16 protein-coding genes are annotated in these 20391 nt (G+C 65.6%); 12 read left to right on the top strand and 4 right to left on the bottom strand.

Annotation, left to right across the window (positions count from 1 at the left end):
* Positions 1-23 precede the first annotated feature (23 nt).
* The 6 genes from LRX75_RS14195 to LRX75_RS14170 all read left to right on the top strand — a co-directional run bounded on the left by LRX75_RS14195 (position 24) and on the right by LRX75_RS14170 (position 7151).
* Positions 24-1571: a type II and III secretion system protein family protein gene (locus LRX75_RS14195; RefSeq protein WP_231815371.1), complete on the top strand. Its 1548-nt coding sequence runs from the start codon at positions 24-26 to the stop codon at positions 1569-1571.
* Positions 1572-1646: 75 nt separating this feature from the next.
* A complete protein-coding gene (locus tag LRX75_RS14190; RefSeq protein WP_420851206.1) occupies positions 1647-2333 on the top strand; it encodes a CpaD family pilus assembly protein in 687 nt (228 codons plus the stop codon).
* Positions 2334-2360: 27 nt separating this feature from the next.
* Positions 2361-3650, top strand: a complete 1290-nt coding sequence (locus LRX75_RS14185; RefSeq protein ID WP_231815370.1) for a CpaE/TadZ family protein — start codon at positions 2361-2363, stop codon at positions 3648-3650.
* A 45-nt stretch (positions 3651-3695) separates the two neighbouring features.
* Positions 3696-5156, top strand: a complete 1461-nt coding sequence (locus tag LRX75_RS14180; protein ID WP_231815369.1) for a TadA family conjugal transfer-associated ATPase — start codon at positions 3696-3698, stop codon at positions 5154-5156.
* A gap of 3 nt (positions 5157-5159) precedes the next feature.
* The gene (locus LRX75_RS14175) at positions 5160-6170 is read left to right on the top strand and encodes a type II secretion system F family protein (protein WP_231815368.1); all 1011 of its coding nucleotides are present in this window, start codon (positions 5160-5162) and stop codon (positions 6168-6170) included.
* 12 nt (positions 6171-6182) lie between these two features.
* On the top strand, positions 6183-7151 hold the full coding sequence (locus LRX75_RS14170; protein WP_231815367.1) for a type II secretion system F family protein: 969 nt from the start codon (positions 6183-6185) through the stop codon (positions 7149-7151).
* A 93-nt stretch (positions 7152-7244) separates the two neighbouring features.
* On the opposite strand, the gene LRX75_RS14165 is transcribed toward LRX75_RS14170, so the two are convergent.
* On the bottom strand, positions 7245-8111 hold the full coding sequence (locus tag LRX75_RS14165) for a tetratricopeptide repeat protein (protein WP_231815366.1): 867 nt from the start codon (positions 8109-8111) through the stop codon (positions 7245-7247).
* A 174-nt stretch (positions 8112-8285) separates the two neighbouring features.
* Between LRX75_RS14165 and LRX75_RS14160 the strand changes: the two genes are divergently transcribed.
* Positions 8286-9704, top strand: a complete 1419-nt coding sequence (locus LRX75_RS14160; protein WP_231815365.1) for a leucyl aminopeptidase family protein — start codon at positions 8286-8288, stop codon at positions 9702-9704.
* 70 nt (positions 9705-9774) lie between these two features.
* Here LRX75_RS14160 and dnaA read toward each other — a convergent pair whose 3' ends face one another.
* The 3 genes from dnaA to mutM all read right to left on the bottom strand — a co-directional run bounded on the left by dnaA (position 9775) and on the right by mutM (position 13689).
* Positions 9775-11238, bottom strand: a complete 1464-nt coding sequence (dnaA, locus tag LRX75_RS14155) for a chromosomal replication initiator protein DnaA (RefSeq protein ID WP_231815364.1) — start codon at positions 11236-11238, stop codon at positions 9775-9777.
* A 1086-nt stretch (positions 11239-12324) separates the two neighbouring features.
* Complete coding sequence (rpsT, locus tag LRX75_RS14150; RefSeq protein ID WP_062471541.1) at positions 12325-12591, bottom strand: 30S ribosomal protein S20; 267 nt, start codon at positions 12589-12591, stop codon at positions 12325-12327.
* A gap of 201 nt (positions 12592-12792) precedes the next feature.
* A complete protein-coding gene (mutM, locus tag LRX75_RS14145; protein WP_231815362.1) occupies positions 12793-13689 on the bottom strand; it encodes a bifunctional DNA-formamidopyrimidine glycosylase/DNA-(apurinic or apyrimidinic site) lyase in 897 nt (298 codons plus the stop codon).
* A gap of 220 nt (positions 13690-13909) precedes the next feature.
* On the opposite strand from mutM, the gene ubiE reads away from it, so the two are divergent.
* From ubiE to LRX75_RS14120, 5 genes are all read left to right on the top strand, one after another.
* The gene (gene ubiE, locus LRX75_RS14140) at positions 13910-14686 is read left to right on the top strand and encodes a bifunctional demethylmenaquinone methyltransferase/2-methoxy-6-polyprenyl-1,4-benzoquinol methylase UbiE (RefSeq protein WP_231815361.1); all 777 of its coding nucleotides are present in this window, start codon (positions 13910-13912) and stop codon (positions 14684-14686) included.
* 55 nt (positions 14687-14741) lie between these two features.
* On the top strand, positions 14742-16316 hold the full coding sequence (ubiB, locus tag LRX75_RS14135; RefSeq protein ID WP_231815360.1) for a 2-polyprenylphenol 6-hydroxylase: 1575 nt from the start codon (positions 14742-14744) through the stop codon (positions 16314-16316).
* 156 nt (positions 16317-16472) lie between these two features.
* On the top strand, positions 16473-17753 hold the full coding sequence (locus LRX75_RS14130; RefSeq protein WP_231815359.1) for an efflux RND transporter periplasmic adaptor subunit: 1281 nt from the start codon (positions 16473-16475) through the stop codon (positions 17751-17753).
* 23 nt (positions 17754-17776) lie between these two features.
* Positions 17777-19723 (top strand): MacB family efflux pump subunit, encoded by a 1947-nt coding sequence (locus tag LRX75_RS14125; RefSeq protein WP_231815476.1) that lies wholly within the window; start codon positions 17777-17779, stop codon positions 19721-19723.
* A gap of 171 nt (positions 19724-19894) precedes the next feature.
* Positions 19895-20386 carry a biliverdin-producing heme oxygenase gene (locus tag LRX75_RS14120; RefSeq protein ID WP_231815358.1) on the top strand — a complete coding sequence of 164 codons (492 nt, stop codon included), beginning with the start codon at positions 19895-19897 and terminating at the stop codon, positions 20384-20386.
* Positions 20387-20391: the final 5 nt, after the last annotated feature.

The following is a 20391-nucleotide window of genomic DNA, read 5'->3' as shown; positions in this document are numbered from 1 at the left end:
TGGACAGCCGAGGAAAGAGCCCCATGACGTTCGGCAAAAAGCTCAGCGCACCGCTTGCCGGCGTTCTCGCCGTGGCGCTGGCCGTGACGGCCGTCCCGGTTCTGCCGGGCTTTGCCGGTGTCGCACAGGCCGCCGACAGTGCGCTCGTGCGTATCGTCGACAGTGGCCCCGGCGTCAAGAAGACCATCAAGCTCGGTCTCAACAAGGCCGTCGTCATCGATTTGCCGACGGATGCCCATGACATCCTCGTCGCCGATCCGTCGCTTGCCGATGCCGTCACGCGCACGTCCCGCCGTATCTATCTCTTCGGCAAGTCCGTCGGTCAGACCAACATCTTCATCTTCGGCGCGGGCGGCGAGGAAATCGTCAGCCTCGATCTGGAAATCGAGCGCGACGTCTCCACGCTCCAGTCCAATCTTCGTCGCTACCTGCCGGACTCCGATATCAACGTCGAGATCGTCTCGGACAACATCGTGCTCACCGGCTCCGTCCGCACGCCGATCGATTCGAGCCAAGCCGAAAGACTTGCCAAAGCTTTCCTCCAGGGCGGCGAGGCGACGACCCGCAACATCACTGCGCAGGGCACCAATGGCGATGCCGACATCTACGCAGAAGACCGCCAGCAGTCTCAAATTGTCAATCTCCTGACCATTGATGGCGAAGATCAGGTAATGTTGAAGGTGACGGTCGCGGAAGTTTCGCGTCAGATCCTCAAGCAGCTTGGCTTTTCGGGGGACGTTGCAGGCAAGAACGCGGAGATCACGTTCCAAAACCCCGCCAATCTGGGCAATGCCATCAATCCCGCATCGTCCATCGTCAGAGGAAGCATTGCCGGCGGAGCCATTGGCCTTGCCAGTTCCATCAACGCGATGGAGCAGGCGGGCGTCATGCGAACGCTGGCTGAACCCAGTCTGACGGCCATCTCGGGCAAGAGCGCCAAGTTCTTCGTCGGCGGAGACTACCGTCTTCCGGCCGGTCAGGAGGTGACGACGAAAAAGAACGAAGTGACCGGGCAGATGGAACCCGTGCTGGAACGAAAGGTCGAAACCGTCGAATACGGCGTCGAGCTGAATTTCAAGCCGGTCGTTCTCGGACCCGGACGTATTGCGCTCGACATCGAGACGAACGTGTCCGAACCGACCTTCGAAGGCAGTGTCGTCAGCGGCAGCTTTCAGAGAATTCCCGGCCAGAACTACATGTCGATCCGCAAGCGCGAGGCCTCCACCAGCGTCGAGCTTCCCTCCGGCGGCTCGATCGTCATCGGCGGTCTCGTTCAGGACAACATCCGCCAGGCCATTTCCGGTGTCCCGGGCTTTGCCAAGATCCCGATCTTCGGAACGCTGTTCCGCTCCCGGGATTTCCAGCGCAACGAGACCGAACTGGTCATCATCGCCACGCCCTATCTCGTGCGCCCCGTCGCCCGCAACCAGATCTCCCGGCCGGACGACAATTTCAACCCGTCCGCCGATCTTCCGGGCTTCTTCCTGGGCGAAGTCAATCGCATCTACGGCAACCGTGGCGCCCAGCCGGTCGGGCAGTACCACGGCAATGTCGGCTTCATTTACAAATAGGCGGGAACGGACATGACATCAGTGAGTGCGCTCCCCCCGTTCGAAAGGCGTTCGGCCATGCCGTCTCCATCCCGCATCGCCCCCTCCCGCATGGCCCGTATCGCTCTGCTCGGCCTCGGCATCGCGGCAAGCCTTGCCGCCTGTGCCCGGCGCGACGACCTGTCGACGGGCGCCATTCCCGACGATTACCGCACCCGGCATCCGATCGTCGTGGGCGAAAGCGAACGGGCGATCGACATTCCCATCGCCTCCAGCGACCGCCGGCTTCCCGTCGGCACGCGCGAGGTCATCAAGGGCTTTGCCCAGACCTATCGCGGCTCGGCCAACGGCGTCGTCCAGATCATGCTGCCGAGCGGCTCGCGCAATGGCGCCGCGGTCGATTCCGTGCGCCGGGATATCCGGGCGATCCTCGTCCAGACCGGCGTTCCGGCAAACCGGCTTCTGGAAACCCGCTACGACGCGGCCGGCAGCGGCGATGCCGCGCCCGTGCGCCTGAGCTTCACCGCCATCACCGCCTCGACGGGCCCCTGCGGCGCCTGGCCGGAAGACCTCGTCAGCAACACGACCCAAAACCGCAACTGGAGCAATTTCGGCTGCGCCAGCCAGTCCAACCTCGCAGCCCAGATCGCCAATCCCACGGATCTGCTCGGGCCGCAGGCGCAATCGCCGATCGATGCCGCCCGGCGCGGCCAGGTCATCGAGGACTATAGGGGGCTCAGCACAGCTCCGCCGGACACCACGATTTCCATCACGAACAACTGACGCAGCTGACGCGTCGCGGGGCACCACATGAGCGCCATTGATTACAAGATCGAGAGCCTGAGCGGCGAGGCGCCGGCCCAGGCCGACGTCGTCCTGCCGCAGGACATCGAGCACCTGCGTCCGCTGCCCCGCATCTCCATCCACGCCTTCTGCGAGACGGATGCCGTTCAGCGCGCCCTGGAGCGCTGCGGGCAGGACCGGCGCATGGCGAAGGTCGGCTTCCGCATCAACAGCGGCAACGTGGCGACGGCCGCCAATATGTTCGCCACCATGCCGACGCCGAACCTCATCATTCTCGAGACCTCGTCGGAGCCCGGCATCCTCATGCAGGAGCTCGCGCCGCTCGCGCAGGTCTGCGATCCCAGCACCAAGGTCATTCTCATCGGCCGCTACAACGATATCGGCCTCTACCGCGAGCTGATCCGCAACGGCATCTCCGAATATATGGTGGCGCCCGTCGCCATGTCCGACCTGATGGGCGCGATCTCCGCGATCTTCGTCGATCCCGAGGCCGAGCCGCTCGGCCGCAACATCGCCTTCATCGGCGCCAAGGGCGGCGTGGGGTCCTCCACGCTGGCGCACAACTGCGCCTGGGGCATCTCCCATCTCTTCTCCACCGAAACCGTCCTGGCCGATCTCGATCTGCCCTACGGCACGGCCAACATCAATTTCGACCAGGACCCGCCGCAGGGCGTGGCCGAGGCCGTCTTCTCGCCGGAACGCCTCGACGAGGTCTTCCTCGACCGGCTTCTGACGAAATGCTCCGAGCATCTCTCGCTGCTGGCGGCCCCCTCCATGCTCGACCGCGCCTATGATTTCGACGGAAACGCCTTTCAGGCGCTGGCCGAAATCCTCCAGCGCAATGCCCCGGTCTCCGTGCTCGACGTGCCGCACACTTGGAACGAGTGGACGCGCAACATCGTCGGCGAAGCGGACGAGCTCGTCATCACCGCCGTTCCCGACCTTGCCAATCTCCGCAATGCCAAGAACCTCTTCGACAGCATCCGCAAGCTGCGCCCGAACGACAAGGCGCCGCATCTGGTCCTCAACCAGGTGGGCATGCCCAAGCGGCCCGAAATTTCCGTCGCCGACTTCTGCGAGTCGCTGGAAATCGAGGCGGCGGCGATCATTCCCTTCGATGCCGCGCTGTTCGGCACGGCGGCAAACAGCGGGCGCATGATCGGCGAGACCGACAAGAAGGCTCCGACGGCCGAGATCTTCTCGCAGCTGGCGCATCTGCTCACGGGCCGGGTCACGGCGAAGAAGCCGAAGAAGGCGGGTCTCGGCATGGTGCTCGGCCTTCTCGGCCGCAGCTGAGCCGGGAAGGAAACGCGACGATGAGACGCAATCAGGTGGACAGCCATGTTTGGTAAACGCGGAAACGACAGCACCGGCCGGATCGCCAGTCCGCCGCCTGCCATGGCCCCGCCGGCCGTTGCCGTGATGGAGCGGCCCGCCGCCCCCGTGCTGGCGGAAACGGCCCGCGAGGCGGCCGCGCTCGTGCGCCAGCCGGCACCTCCGGCACCGCGCAAGCGCGCGCCCCGCACGGAAGACTATTACGACACCAAGGCGCAGGTCTTCTCGGCGCTGATCGATACGATCGACCTGTCGCAGCTCGCCAAGCTCGATGGGGAAAGCGCGCGCGAAGAAATCCGCGATATCGTCAACGATATCATCACGATCAAGAACTTCGCCATGTCGATCTCCGAGCAGGAGGAGCTGCTCGAGGATATCTGCAATGACGTTCTCGGCTACGGCCCGCTGGAGCCGCTGCTGGCCCGCGACGACATCGCCGACATCATGGTCAACGGCGCCGGCCAGACCTTCATCGAAGTCAACGGCAAGACGATCGAAAGCGACGTCCGCTTCCGCGACAATGCCCAGCTCCTGTCGATCTGCCAGCGCATCGTGTCCCAGGTTGGCCGCCGTGTCGACGAAAGCTCGCCGATCTGCGATGCGCGCCTGCCCGACGGCTCGCGTGTCAACGTCATTGCGCCGCCGCTCGCCATCGATGGCGCGGCGCTGACGATCCGCAAGTTCAAGAAGGACAAGCTGAAGCTCGACCAGCTCGTGCGCTTCGGGGCGGTCACGCCGGAAGGCGCCGTCCTGCTCCAGATCATCGGCCGGGTTCGCTGCAACGTCGTCATCTCCGGCGGCACGGGCTCCGGCAAGACGACGCTCCTCAATTGCCTCACCGCCTATATCGATGCCGACGAGCGCGTCATCACCTGCGAAGACACCGCCGAACTCCAGCTGCAGCAACCGCATGTGGTGCGTCTGGAAACCCGGCCGCCCAATATCGAGGGCGAAGGCGAGATCACCATGCGCGATCTCATCAAGAACTGCCTGCGTATGCGGCCCGAACGCATCATCGTCGGCGAAGTGCGCGGCGCCGAAGTGTTCGACCTCCTGCAGGCCATGAACACCGGCCATGACGGCTCCATGGGCACGATCCACGCCAACACGCCGCGCGAGTGCCTCGCCCGCATGGAATCGATGATCGCCATGGGCGGCTACACGCTGCCGGCCCGCACGGTGCGCGAGATCATCGCGGGATCGATCGACGTCATCATCCAGGCCGCCCGCCTGCGCGACGGCTCGCGCCGCATCACCCACATCACCGAAGTGGTCGGCATGGAAGGCGACGTCATCATCACGCAGGACCTGATGCGCTACGAGATCGAGGGCGAGGATGCCGTCGGCAAGATCGTCGGCCGCCACAAGGGTTCGGGCATCGGCCGGCCGCATTTCTGGGATCGCGCCCGCTATTTCAACGAGGACAAGCGTCTCGCCGCCACGCTCGACACCATGAACAAGGAATAGGGCATGTTCGGTCTCGATCCCTTGATCGTCGCCATCGCCGTTCTCGCCGCCGTCTCGACGGCCGGCCTCGGCTACGGCTTCCTGTTCTCGCGCATCCAGGACGAGAAGAAGGCGAATGTGCGCTTCCGCAAGATCAAGGCCGCCGAGACGGACCGGGTCAACATCAAGGCCGCCCGCGACCGCATGAACGAACTGTCCAAGCGCCGGAAGTCGGTCCAGGACTCGCTGAAGGACCTGCAGAAGAAGCAGAAGGAAAAATCGGCGCGGGCAAAGCCCCCCATCAAGCTGCGTCTCACCCAGGCCGGCCTGTCGATCTCGATCACGCAGTTCTACGTCTTCAGCGGCATTCTCGGGCTGTTCGCGTTCCTCGTGGCGCTGCTCGTCGGCGGGTCGTTCCTCATCGCCGCAGGCATCATGATCTTCACCTCGCTCGGTCTGCCGCGCTGGATCGTCGGCTTTCTGGTCAATCGGCGCTGCAAGAAATTCATCGAGGAATTTCCCAATTCGCTCGAGGTCATGGTGCGCTCCATCAAGTCGGGCCTGCCGCTCAGCGACGCCATCCGCCTCATCGCCAGCGACGGGCAGGAGCCGGTCAAGACCGAGTTCCGCCGGGTCATCGATGCGCAGGGCGTGGGCATGACCGTGCCGGAGGCCTGCACGCGGATGATCCAGACGGTGCCGCTGCAGGAGGTCAATTTCTTCTCGGTCGTCATCACCATCCAGTCGCAGGCCGGCGGCAATCTGTCGGAGGCCTTGAGCAACCTGGCCAAGGTGCTGCGCGAGCGCCGCAAGATGAAGGCGAAGGTCCAGGCCCTGTCGATGGAAGCCAAGGCCTCGGCCTGCATCATCGGGGCATTGCCCTTCATCGTCACGCTGCTCGTCTATCTCAGCTCGCCCGATTACATCATGGTCCTGTTCACCGATCCGCGCGGTCACATGATCATGGGAATTTCCGCCATCTGGATGGGCATGGGCATCTTCGTCATGCGGCAGATGATCAACTTCGATATGTAGGGATTCGGCCTCATGATGGACTTCCTCACCCCGGCGACCATCGTGGCGGTCCTCGTCTCCATCGCCGTCATGGCCACGATCTACACGCTGGCAGCCCCCTTCCTCGAGGGCGACAATCTGCAGAAGCGCATGAAATCCGTCGCCTCCGAGCGCGAGCAGATCCGCGCGCGCGAACGGGCGCGGCTGAACAACGAGATCACCGGGCGCGCCTCTCTGCGGGCGAAGAACAACACCTCGGTGCTGCAGGTCGTCGAGCGGCTGAACCTGCGCAAGGCGCTGGTGGACGACAAGACCGTCAACCGGCTGAAGATGGCCGGCTACCGGTCGCAGAACGCGCTCAACATCTTTCTCTTCGCGCGCTTCGTGCTGCCGTTCGTCTTTCTGGCTCTGGCGATCCTCTATGTCTTCGGCCTCGGCGCCTTTGCCGACCGGCCGTTCACCATGCGGCTCTTCGGCGTCATCATCGCCGCCTATATCGGCTTCTACCTGCCCAACATCATCATCAGCAATGCGATCGGCAAACGGCAGAGCTCCATCCGCCGGGCCTGGCCCGATGCGCTCGACCTGCTGCTCATCTGCGTGGAATCCGGCATCTCCATGGAACTCGGCATGCGCCGCGTGGCCGACGAGATCGCCGGGCAGTCGCCGGCGCTCGCCGAAGAGATGGTGCTGACGACGGCCGAGCTGTCCTTCCTGCCGGACCGGCGCGTCGCGCTCGAGAATCTCGGCCTGCGGACCGGCATCGAGGATGTGAAGGCGGTCACGCAGGCGCTGATCCAGGCGGACCGCTACGGGACGCCCATCGCGCAGGCGCTGCGGGTTCTGGCGCAGGAAAGCCGCGACCAGCGCATGAACCAGGCCGAGAAGAAGGCCGCCGCCCTGCCGCCGAAACTCACCGTCCCGATGATCCTGTTCTTCCTGCCGGTGCTGATCGCTGTCATCCTCGGCCCGGCCGGCATCCAGGTCGCCGATCGCATGTAGCCGATCGCATGTAGACGGGATTTCCGGCCGATGTCCCATACGATAAGAGCCCCGCATCCGGTCAGGATGCGGGGCCCTTATCGGTTTCAAGGCTCAGTTCGTTCCGGTTTCCGTCGCCTTGGCGGGCTTGCCGTCCTTCGCCAGCTTCTGCCAGGCGTTCTGCTGCGACAGGATCGAGCGGAGATAGGCGACGTTCGCTTCGGCCTGCTGGGGCGAGAGTTCCTGGCGGGCGATGGCCTCGGCTTCGGGGAAGCGGCCCTGCAGGCCGATGGCGAGCGCGAGGTTCTGGCGCACGCCGCTGTCGGCGCCCGGCTGTTCGGTCGCCTTGCGCAGATAGGTCTCCGCCGTCTTCAGGTCCTTCGACAGGAGGTAGGACATGCCGAGATTGGACAGGACGGACGGCTCGTTCGGCTGGATGTCGAGGGCCTCGCGGTAGCGCTGGCGCGCCTCCGGCGAACGGCCGAGCTGGTCGAGAATCGCCCCTTCGGCGGATTTCAGCTTCCAGTCCGGGCGGTCCGGCGTCTGCGCCCGGCCGACGGTCACGAGCGCCTGGTCGAGCTGGCCGGCCGCCGCCTGCGACTTGCCATAGGCGGCCAGCACCTCCCGGTCTGCGGGATACTGGATCGCCACCTGCTGCATGACGGCAAGGGCCTGATCGTTGCGCCCGGTCATGCGCAGCACATTGGCGTAGTTCAGGCCAACCGTGCGATCCTTCGGATTCTTCTCATAGGCTTTTCCCAGGCTCTGCGCGGCGGCGTTGAGCTGCCCGGCATTCATCGCGGCCGCATTCAGGGAGGCCGAGCCGGACGCGCTGGCCGTGGGGATCGAGCCGGTGGTCAGCTCCTTGCGGGGGGAGGCGCAGCCGGCAAGAAGGCCCGAGATGAGAACAGCGGACAGGGACAGGTGGACGGATGCGCGGAGCGCACGCCGCGGACGAGGCTGGTAGACTGGTGCCGCCATGGCAAAGCTCCCGGACAGAAAGGGGAAGCACCGGCACGCATCAACTTTCACGGCGCAAATCGTATCATCATCAATAATCTGTTAACCCTAACAGAGTGTTAATGGCGGCCAGCCGACCACCCCGCCGCAGCGGCGCGAGAGGCCGACCGCCGTCGCTTGCCTTCAGGAGAACCCATGCCGCCCTTTTCCCTCGATCACCGCCCGTCGCCCTTCACGCCGGGGGAGGGATCCACATCCTCGGGACCGGCTTTGCCGGTCCATGCGCTGACGCCCGACGATCTGATGGACGAGACGCTCGATCCCTTTCTGCGGACCTGGGCGCGCCATGCCGGCTTTACAGCCGAAAGCGGCGCGCTCCTCCTCGTGCCGGCGCGGCCGGGCGGCGAGGGTGCCGCGGACGGGCTCGGCGGCGCTCTCTTCGGTCTCGGCACCCATCCGCACGATGCGCCCTTTGCCACCGGCAAGCTCGCCCGCAGCCTGCCGCCGGGCAACTGGCGGATCGTCTCCGGCCGCCTGCCCGCCGAACAGGCGGCCCTCGGCTTCGCGCTCGGCGCCTACCGGTTCGATCGCTACAAGCCGAAAACCGGCGAGCGGCCGCTGCTCGAACTCGACGGCGGCATCGACCGGGCCGCGCTCGAGCGCACGGTCGCCGGCATCACGCTGGCCCGCGATCTCATCAACACACCCACCAACGATCTCGGACCGGATGCGCTGGAGGCGGCCTTCCAGGCGCTCGGCCGGCATTACGGTGCGACGGTCACGACGATCCTCGGCGAAGATCTCCTCATGCAGAACTTCCCCCTGATCCACACGGTCGGCCGGGCCGCCGAGCAGGCGCCGCGTCTCTTGGAGATGCGCTGGGGCGCGGGTGCCCGGCGGATCACCCTCGTCGGCAAGGGCGTCTGCTTCGACACCGGCGGCCTCGACATCAAGCCGGCGGCCTCCATGCTGCTGATGAAGAAGGACATGGGCGGTGCGGCCAACGTCATGGGGCTGGCCCTGATGATCATGGAGGCCGGCCTCGACGTCTCGCTGCGGGTGCTTGTGCCGGTGGTCGAGAATTCCATAGCCGGCAATGCGTTCCGGCCGGGCGATATCTACCGCTCGCGCAAGGGCCTGACCGTGCAGATCGACAATACGGATGCGGAAGGGCGGCTTATTCTCGCCGATGCGCTCGCCTATGCCAGCGAAAGCGAGAGCGATCTCCTTATCGACATGGCGACCCTGACGGGTGCCGCCCGCGTCGCGCTCGGTCCCGACCTGCCGCCGTTCTTCACCGACGACGAGGCGCTGGCCGCAGACATTTCCCGCGCGAGCGTCGCGACCCATGATCCGCTCTGGCGGCTGCCGCTCTTCAAGGGTTACGAGAAGGACGTGGCGACGCGCGTCGCCGACCTCACCAACGCCCCCTCCGGCGGCATGGCGGGCGCGATCACCGCGGCTCTGTTCCTCAAGCGCTTCGTGGCCGACACGCGCGGCTGGGTTCATCTCGACGTCTATGGCTGGAACCCGAGCGAGCGTCCGCACGCGCCCGTCGGCGGTGAGGCGCAAGGCATCCGCGCGCTCTACGAGATCATCGCGCGCGACCCGTAACGTCCCCGCGCGACAACGGAAAAGGCGCCGGATCGCTCCGGCGCCTCACCATTCTGACGGAAAAGACGGCCTATTCGTTGATCAGGCGCTTCAGAAGCTCGATCTCGTGGCTGAGCTTGGTATCGCCGGAGATCAGGTCCTCGATCTTGCGCACGGCATGCAGCACGGTCGTGTGATCGCGCCCGCCGAAGCGGCGGCCGATTTCCGGGAAGGAGCGCGGCGTCAGCGTCTTGGCCAGATACATGGCGATCTGGCGCGGCTTGACAATGACACGGGTGCGCCGGTTGGAGACCAGCTCCTGGCGCGAGACGTTGTAATGCTTGGCGACGACGCGCTGGATGTCCTCGATCCGCACGCGGCGCGGCTCGCCGGCATTGACGAGATGGCCGAGCAGTTCGTCGACGCGCTCGATGGAGAGCTGCGGCTCGAACGACATGCGGAACAGCAGCTGGTTGAACGCGCCTTCCAGTTCGCGGCCGCTGGCGGTGATGCTGCGGGCGACATGGCTGAGGATATCGGCGGGAATGTCGAGCGATGGATCTTCCTCGCGCGCCACGTCGAGGCGCCGCTTCAGGATTTCCAGACGCATCTCGTAGTCCGGACCATCCATCTCGATGGCGACGCCGCCCTGCAGGCGCGAGCGGACGCGCGGATCGAGCGATTCCAGCTCCCAGGGCGCGCGGTCGGCCGCGACGACGACCTGCTTGGCGCTGTCGAGCAGCATGTTGAGCAGATGGCAGAACTCGTGCTGGATCGACTTGCCCTGCAGGAACTGCATGTCGTCGATGACGAGCAGGTCGATATTGCGCAGCGTTTCCTTCAGCGACAGGGCGTCGTTGTCGCGGATGGCAGTGGCAAAGCGCCACATGAAATATTCGGCCGTGAGATAGACGACGCGCGAGGCGCGCGGGCTCTGGATCGCGGCGATCGCGATGGCCTGCAGCAGGTGCGTCTTGCCCAGGCCGACGGAGGAATGGATGAAGAGCGGGTTGAAGCGCACGGCGCCGGCGCCGGCTTCCGCGATCGTCTTGGCGGCCGCCAGCGCGACGCGGTTGGACGAGCCTTCGACGAAGCTGGCAAAGCTGTAGCGCGGATCGAGCGGCGAACCGAACAGGGGCGTGGCGACGGGAAGCTTTGCGGCGGCCGGCAGGGCGGCCGTCGCCTGCTGTCCGATGCTCTGGCCGAGGCCTTGCGCCGCATTTCTGCGCGCGGCGGTGGCGGCCGGTGCCGACGTCGCGGCGTCGCCGACGGTCAGCTCGGCTTCAATCGGCGCACGGGTGCCGCGCATGGCGCTGCGCACCACGATCTCGACCTTCAGGATCTCGGCGTCTTCCTGCTGGAAGAGCGTGGTGATCTGGTCGAGATAGCGGTTGTTGATCCAGGATTTGAGGAAGGTGGTGGGCACGGAGAGACGCACGACGCTCTTGGACATCGAGTGCAGCTTCAGCCGACCGAACCAGCTTGCAAAGACGTCAGGACCGACCTGGGCCTTGAGGAGAGCGCTGACCCGATCGAAAAGTGCGCTCTGGGTCATGATGGCCTGCTCTCCTGTCGTCTGTTCGTTCTGCCCGCTCTTGATCGGCCGAGCATGTTCGCCGCCAGCGAATGTGCGCCCCGAGGTCACCGAATTTCCAAGCATGTGCCGCCTTCCAATGTCTGTCCCGATACCGGCTTCCATCGCCGGCAGTCTGTTGTCGGATGTGCCGCCGATCGCGGCATCATCATGGTGCTGTCCGAACGGTCGGGATCCTCGTTTCCCGCTCGTTCGAGGTCCCGCCGTCAAACCCGTCCGGCGTCGGCCTGTCCGACCGTGCCATCCGGGTCCCCGCTTGCCGTGGGACCACTCCGGCGCGCCGCAAGCCGTTTCCGGTCCTGCAAGCCGCGCTGCCGTCTCGACTGGTGCCATCGTTCCTTGAAAGCCGCGACGGCTTCGAGGTCTCCTGCACTAGGTCTTTCCTCCGGCGCATCCGCCGGGCACGATCTCCCGCCACGGCTGTCACAGCCGGCCAACGGCCCGTCAGGGCCGTCCGAGGTTCCCGATTGTCCTCAACCTTAAGATGCGGTTTCTCGTTCCCGTACGGCGAACCGGACGGGGTGAGACCTCTCTTCAGTTGATGGAAAATTGTGATGTCCACCCCAGTTCAAGAATTGTGGAGGCTGAACGGACCCTTGTCAGGGCCTGTTGCCGACATCGAAAACTCGCTGTCCCACGTCTCTTGCTGAAACCATTTAGGCAGGATCATGACCCAAGATCAATCGCCATTTTTACGGCCCGCGAGGCCTTGCCCGTTGACTCTCAAGCAGCGTTTTGCAACTGCCCGAAGCCGCCTTTTGAGAATCGTAGTCGAATCAAAGGCTTTGTTTTTGAAGGCTCTAAAGCCACCCCGAAAAGCAAGAAAAATAAAAAATCGCTTGACTCAGATTCCCTGAGAAGGCGGCGGCTTATATGAGGCCGGCCTGTCACAAACCTTCGCAAGCCGTTGTTAATATGGGGAATATCTGTTCACACGCATGACATGAAGTCGTCATGGGGCCCGATCGGCGCAAAAAGCCGGCGTACGAATCGAAAGGGCCCGGTCGATGACCGGGCCGCTCTCTTGAAAGGTAAAATGCTGAAGCGTCAGGCCGACAGGGCGTTGACGCGGCTGGCCAGGCGCGAGACCTTGCGCGATGCCGTGTTGGCATGCACGACGCCCTTGCTGGCAGCGCGCATCAGCTCGGGCTGTGCGACGCGCAGGGCTTCCTGGGCAACGGCCTGGTCGCCGGAAGCGATGGCTTCTTCGACCTTGCGGAGGAAGTTGCGAACGCGCGAGCGGCGCGACTTGTTGATCTCGGTGCGACGCGCGATCTTGCGGGTCGCTTTTTTCGCCGAAGTTGTATTGGCCATGGGTTTCTCTCTTCAGATTCTGACAAGCACCTCCGCCTCGCCGTGTCGGGTCACTGCGACCTGTCATCCAAGCTCTTCGGAGGCAATAGCGAGAAACCTGCAACGTGGCTTCCCAAACTGTGGGCGCCGTATAGACGCAAACGCCCATTTCGTCAACGCGCTATTTCAAGCGGCATCGACAGCGGATATGCGAGGTTGCCGCTACACCTGGCACGAAGCGCAGTGGAATGTCGAGCGTCCCGCCTGCGGTATCCGCGCGATGATGCCGCCGCAGCCCGGTCGTGCACAGGGTTTGCCCTCCCGGTCGTAGACGGCGAAGGTGTGCTGGAAATAGCCGAGCGATCCGTCCGTCTGGATGTGATCGCGCAGCGACGAGCCGCCGGCGGCGATCGCGTCCGCGATGACGGCCCGGATCGCCTCCGTCAGCACGACGAGCGGCGCGCGCGGCCGCCCCTTGGCGTCGACCAGCTTTCCCGAGGCCTTCAGCGGCGACAGACGCGCCCGCCACAGCGCCTCGCAGACATAGATATTGCCGAGCCCGGCGATGACCCGCTGGTCGAGCAGCGTCGATTTCAACGGTTGCGCCTTGCCGGCAAGGCGGCCGGCGAGATAGGCGGCGTCCAGCCGGTTGCCGGTCGGCTCCTCGCCCAGCTGCCGGAAGAAGGCATGGGCCGCCAGCGTTTCGCGCGGGCCGATATCCATGAAGCCGAACCGGCGCGGATCGTTGTAGATCACCTGCACGGGCCCGCGGTCGCCGAGAAGGTGAAGCACGACATGGTCGTGCCGCGCGTCCTTGCCCCTGACATGATGGAAGTCGCCCGGCGTGTCGGCGTCCCCGGTTGCCGCCTCGACCACGCGGAACGAGCCGGACATGCCGAGATGCGCGATGACGACATCGTCATTGTCGAGTTCGATGAGAAGATATTTCGCCCGGCGCGACAGAGCGACAATCCGCCGGTTCTCGATGCGGCGCGCGAAATCGGGCGGAAAGGGAAAGCGCAGATCCGCCCGGCGCACCTCCGCACGCGTGATCAGCGCCCCTTCCATCACGGGCGCAAGGCCGCGACGGACCGTTTCGACCTCGGGCAGTTCGGGCATGGACAGTCCTTTTCGCAAAGCGGGCGCATCGGCGGGCGTCCCGCAAGAGATAGCGTCGCCGGATCGGATTCGCTATGGTCTGGCGATGCCGGTGGCTGGCAGGATGGACGCAAACGTCCTATGTGCCGGTTGACGGAAGAGGACGATGGTCCGGCATGACGGGGTTTCGCCGGTGCCGAGGCCCGGCTCCCGGCTTTGGAATGGACAGGGGATAGACGGTATGACGGACGAACGGGTTTCCGCCGAGGGCGGCATGGAGACGTCCTACGGTTTCCGCCGCGTGAACGAGGGCGAGAAGCAGGGCCTCGTCAACGATGTGTTCCACAAGGTCGCCAAGCGCTACGACATCATGAACGACGTCATGTCGATGGGCCTGCACCGGGCCTGGAAGGATGCGATGGTGGCCGCCCTCCATCCGCGCCGCAGCGCCGATTACAAGGTTCTCGACGTCGCCGGCGGCACGGGCGATATCGCCTTCCGCATCGTCGAGGCGTCGGGCCGGCTGGCCCAGGCGACCGTGCTCGACATCAACGGCTCCATGCTCGGCGTCGGGGCCGAGCGCGCCCGCAAAAAGGGCCTGGCCGCCAATCTCGACTTCGTCGAGGCCAATGCGGAAAGCCTCCCCTTCGAGGATGGCCGTTTCGATGCCTATACGATCGCCTTCGGCATCCGCAACGTACCCCGCATCGATGTCGCCCTGTCGGAAGCTTATCGCGTGCTGAAGCGCGGGGGTCGGCTGCTGGTGCTCGAATTCTCCGATGTCGAGATGCCGCTGCTCGACAAGGTCTATGACGCCTGGTCGTTCAACGCCATTCCCCGCTTCGGCAAGATGATCACCGGCGAGGCCGAGCCCTACCAGTATCTGGTGGAATCCATCCGGAAGTTCCCGAACCAGACGGATTTCGCCCGCATGATCGAGAAAGCCGGCTTCGCGCGCGTCACCTATACCAATTATACCGGCGGCATCGCGGCGCTGCATTCCGCATGGAAGATCTAGAGCGCATGAACAGCCTCCCGTTCCCGCCGTGCCGCCAGGCGAGTGCCCGGCACCCATGAGCACGCCCGCCACCTATCTCCGCATCGTCAGAATCGGCTGGGTTCTCGTGCGCGAGGGCGTCGTCACGGCCATACCGCCGGAGAACCTGCCGCCCTTTGCCCGCTTCGCCCAGAAGCTCGCAGGCCTTCTGGAGCGCCGCCGCGCCCAGTTCGAGGAGCGCAGCGACCGCCTGTCGCGCGCCATCGGCCGGCTCGGGCCCTCCTATGTGAAGATCGGGCAGTTCCTGGCCACCCGTCCGGATGTGGTCGGCGCGGATTTCGCCGCCGACCTCGCCTTCCTGCAGGATCGCATGGCGACCTTCCCGGTCACCGAGGCCTATGCCGCCGTCGAGGGCTCGCTCGGCCGGTCGGTCGCGGATCTCTACAGCCGCATCGAGGATCCGATCGCCGCCGCCTCCATCGCGCAGGTCCATCCGGGCTGGGTGATGCGCGACGGGCGGGAGGAGAAGGTGGCGATCAAGGTGATCCGGCCCGGCATCCGCCAGCGCTTCGCGCACGATCTCGAGGCCATGTATCTCGTCGCCCGCCTGCAGGAGCGTTTTCTGCCGCACACCCGGCGCCTGCGCCCGGTGGAGGTGACGAAGACGCTGGAGCAGACGACCAAGGTCGAGATGGACCTGCGGCTTGAGGCCGCGGCCTTGTCCGAAATCGCCGAGAACACCGCCAATGACGAGGGCTTTCGCGTGCCCCGCGTCGATTGGGAGCGGACGGGACGCGACGTCGTCACCATGGAGTGGATCGACGGCACCCGCATGGCCGATGTGGAGGCGCTGCGCGCCGCCGGCCACGACCTCAACAAGCTGGCGGAAACGCTCATCCAGTCCTTCCTGCGCCACACGCTGCGCGACGGCTTCTTCCATGCCGACATGCACCAGGGCAATCTGCTGGTCGATCACGCGGGCATGATCGTCGCCGTCGACTTCGGCATCGTCGGGCGCCTCGGCAAGAAGGAGCGGCGGTTCCTCGCCGAAATCCTCTTCGGCTTCATCACCCGCGATTATCGCCGCGTGGCCGACGTGCATTTCGAGGCGGGCTATGTGCCCTCGCATCACGATGTCGCGAGCTTCGCCCAGGCCATCCGCGCCATCGGCGAGCCGATCCACGGCCAGCCGGCCGAGACCATCTCCATGGCGAAGCTCCTGACCCTCCTGTTCGAGGTCACCGAACTTTTCGACATGGAAACGCGCCCCGAGCTGGTGATGCTGCAGAAGACGATGGTCGTCGTCGAAGGCGTGTCCCGCTCGCTCAATCCGCGCTTCAATATGTGGAAGGCCTCCGAACCCGTGGTCGGCGCCTGGATTCGCGACAATCTGGGGCCGAAACGCGTGGTGACCGACCTCAAGGACGGCCTGCACGCCGCTTTGCGCCTCGCGGAGGCCGCGCCCGAGATCGTTGCCAAGACCGAGCGCTTCTCGCGGGATCTGACCGAAATGGCCGAGCACGGCCTGAAGTTCGACATGGCAACGGCCGAAGCCATCGGCCGCGCCGAAGCGCGCCACACCCGTTCCGGCCGCGCCGCGCTCTGGGTGATCGCCGCGCTTCTCGCGGTCATCGTCGTCAAGATCCTCTGACGAAACGCCGTTTCCGGATGGGCTCCGCCGCGAAAGGGCCTGTCCGGGAACGCGCGAAACCGCGGACATGACAGAGATGTAATCCGGCACGACTTCAATTCACCGCAGTCACGGCTTAACTGGAGGGTAAAGAAACCTTCCGGAGGACCGGCCTGAATGGCGGACGCCTATCCCAAGATCGTTGAGCCCCGCTCGCCCGAAAGCCTGCCGCAGGGCCAGCCGGAAACGGCGCCGCCGCTCGCTCCGGCAGCAAAGGCGAAGCCGCGTCGGCGCAAGGGCCGCATGGCCCTGCTCGCCGGCGTTCTCGCGATCCTCGGCCTCGGCGGCTGGTACGGCTGGACGACCTATCGCGCGGCCGGCGTCACGCAGGCCGTGGTCACGGAAGCCGTCACCCGCGGCGACATCGAAAACAGCGTCACCGCCTCCGGGCTCCTCAGCCCCATCCGCGATGTCGATGTCGGCGCGCAGGTCTCCGGCCAGCTGAAGAGCCTCAAGGTCGATGTCGGCGACATGGTGACGCAGGGCCAGCTGATCGCCGAGATCGACAGCGCCTCCATCGAGACCCAGATCGAGATCGCGGAAGCCGAGCTGGCCAATCTCGATGCCCAGATGACCGACAAGAAGGCGCAGGTGGTGCTGGCCGCCGCCAATCTCACCCGCCAGCGCAGCCTGGTCGCCGGCAACAGCGCAGCGCAGTCGGCGCTGGACGAAGCCATCGCGTCGCTGGCCACGGCCGAGGCCAATGTCGCCGCGCTCGAGGCGCAGGTCCGCAAGCAGCAGGCGACGCTCAAGGATGCGCGCATCAGCCTCGGCTATACCAAGATCTACGCGCCGCTCGCCGGCACCATCGTCGATGTCGTCGCCAAGGAAGGCCAGACGCTGAACGCCAACCAGTCGGCCCCCACCATCGTCACGGTGGCGGATCTCGACACGATGACGGTCGAGGCCGAGGTCTCGGAGGCCGATATCGGCAAGCTCAAGATCGGCATGGAGGCCTATTTCACGCTTCTCGGCCAGCCGGGCGAGCGCTATGCCGGCACGCTCCGGCAGATCAAGCCGACCCCTTCGACCGAAAACAACGTCGTCCTCTATTACGCCCTGTTCGACGTGCCCAATCCCGATCGCCGCCTGATGATGAACATGACGGCGCAGGTCTTCTTCGTGCAGTCCCGCGCGACCGGCGTACTGACCATCCCGGTCGCGGCGCTGCGCCTGCGCGAGGGCGGCAATCGGGCCGAGGTCGCCGTCGTCTCGGACGATGGCCGGCAGGCGGTGCGCGCGGTGGAGCCCGGCATCCGCAACCGGGTCCGCGTCGAGATCCGCAGCGGCCTTGCCGAAGGCGACAAGGTCGTGGTCGGCTCCGGCACGGAGGGCCGGGCCTCCAATGCCCAGCGCGCCGCAACCCGGACACGCGGCGGACCGCCGCCGATGTTCTGATGGGCGCCGCCATGACCACGACGATGACGCCGCTGATCTCGCTCCGGAATATCCGCAAGACCTTCATGACCGGCGATGTGCCGGTGGACGCCCTGCGCGGCGTCTCGCTCGACATCGCGCCGGGCGAGTTCGTCGCGATCGTCGGTCAGTCCGGGTCGGGCAAGTCGACGCTGATGAACATTCTCGGCTGCCTCGACCAGCCGACCGGCGGCGCCTACCATCTGGATGGCGAGGACGTCGCGGGCTTCGATGCCGACCAGCTGGCCGAGCGCCGCCGCCAGATGTTCGGCTTCGTGTTCCAGAGCTACAATCTCGTGGCGACCTCGACCGCCCGGGAGAATGTCGAGATCCCCGCGATCTATGCCGGCGTCTCGGCGAAACGGCGCGAGGCGCGCTCGCGCGAGCTTCTCGGCGCGCTGCGGCTTGGCGACCGCATGGACCATCTGCCGAGCCAGCTCTCGGGCGGCCAGCAGCAGCGCGTCTCCATTGCCCGCGCCCTTATGAACGGGGGCCAGATCATTCTGGCCGACGAGCCGACAGGCGCGCTCGACAGCCAGAGCGGCAAGGACGTCATGGCGACCTTGCGGCGCATGAACGAGGACGGGCATACCGTCATCATCATCACCCATGCGCCGGATCTGGCCGAATCGGCCGACCGCGTCATCGAGATCCGCGATGGCCTGATCGTCGCCGACCGCCTGCCGCGCCGCATCACCCGTCCGGTGCGCGCTGCGCCGCGGGTCTTTGCGACCCAGGCCGGCGAGGCCGCCCTGTTTTCCGACGTGGCGGAAGCCGTGCGTATGTCGTTCCGGGCGCTGCGGGCGAATTTCTTCCGCACGGTGCTGACGCTGCTCGGCATCGTCATCGGCGTCAGCTCGGTCGTCGCCATGCTGGCGATCGGCACCGGCGCGCAGGATCAGGTGCTCAGCCGCATCGCCGCCATGGGCTCGGATCTGCTCGTCGTCCGGCCGAACATGGCGAACTTCCGCGGCGGCGAGGGCGGCAGCATCGTCTCGCTCGTTCCAGCCGACGCGGATGCGATCCTCGAACTGCCGAACATCTCGTTCGCCGTGCCGGAAATGTCGAGTTCGCTCACCGTGCGCGCCGGAAACCTCGACACGCAGACGACCGTCAACGGCACGGTGCCGCAGTTTCCCGAGGCAAAGACTTGGCCGCTCGCCGAAGGCGCCTTCCTCGCGCCGGCCGATATGCAGAGCTATGCGAGCGTCGCCGTGCTGGGCAAGACCGTGGCCGATACGCTCTTTCCCGACGGTGCCGATGCGCTCGGCCAGTATATCCTCATCAAGAACATTCCCTTTCAGGTCATCGGCATCATGGCTCCCAAGGGGGCGACGGCCGGCGGCAACGATCAGGACGATACGGTGCTGGTGCCGCTCTCCACCGGCAATCTCCGCCTCTTCGGCGCGCGCAACGTCCGCTCCATCACCGTGCAGGTGAAGGACGACAGCGCCATCAACATCACGCAGGACCAGATCCAGGCGTTGCTCGACGAGCGCCACCAGCGCCAGGATACCCAGATCGCCAACCTCGCCGCCATCCGCGAGACCTTCACCGAGACCTCCAATATCCTCAAGGTGTTTCTCGGCTCCATCGCCGCGATCTCGCTGCTGGTCGGCGGCATCGGCGTCATGAACATCATGCTGGTCAGCGTGACCGAGCGCACGCGCGAGATCGGCATCCGCATGGCGACCGGTGCGCGTGGCCGCGACATCCTCACCCAGTTCATCGTCGAAGCGCTGGTGGTCTCGGCGCTGGGCGGCCTCATCGGCGTCGGTCTCGGCCTGTCGATCGGGGCGATCGCGCAGGCCTTCGGGGTGCCGGTCAGCTTCTCCGCCGGGCCGGTCCTCCTCGCCTTCGCCAGCGCCTTCGTCACCGGTCTTGTGTTTGGCTATCTCCCGGCGCATAACGCGTCGCGCCTTCAGCCGGCCGTTGCCCTCTCGGCGCCTTAAGGCAGGGTCGCGTGAAGAAAATTTCGTTCGCCGTGGAACCGAACCGCTGTTCGAACCTTATACACTGTCTGACGCCATTTGTTGAATGTCCGGAACACCTCTATGCACGACCGGTCGCGCCGAGTCTTTCTCCGCGAGAGCACTGCTGATGCCCATGCGGCGCTCGATGACATGATCGGCGCTTTCGACAGCCTGACCTCCTACAAGACCTATCTGCGCGGCATGAGCGCCTTCCGCATCCCGGTCGAGGCGATGCTGGCCGGTCGCACCTGGCCGGCCGATCTCGCGATCTGGTCGGAGCAGGCCTTCGGCGCCCTCATCCGGGCCGATCTCGCCGATCTCGACATCCCCGCCGACGAGGCGGTGCCCGTGCCGGCAATCGGCGGCGCGCGGGAAGACATGCTCGGCATGCTCTATGTTCTCGAAGGCTCGGCGCTCGGCGCCCGGCTTCTCTATCGCCGCGCCCAGCTGCTCGGGCTGCGGGCGGACTTCGGTGCGCGCCATCTTGCGGCACAGGCGGAAAAGAGCGACCGCTGGTCGCGCTTCCTGCATCTTCTGGAATCGGCCGACGCCATCGAGATCGATCGCGTCGCGAGCGCCTCCAGGGCCACGTTCACGGTCGCGGAGACGGCCTTCCGGAGGGCTTCCCATGCTGCTGAATGACCGGA

The sequence above is a fragment of the Rhizobium quercicola genome (assembly GCF_021168455.1).
Taxonomy (GTDB): domain Bacteria; phylum Pseudomonadota; class Alphaproteobacteria; order Rhizobiales; family Rhizobiaceae; genus Ferranicluibacter; species Ferranicluibacter quercicola.
Note: the sequence above shows the minus strand (reverse complement) of the source record. Positions and strands in the feature narration are given on the sequence as shown.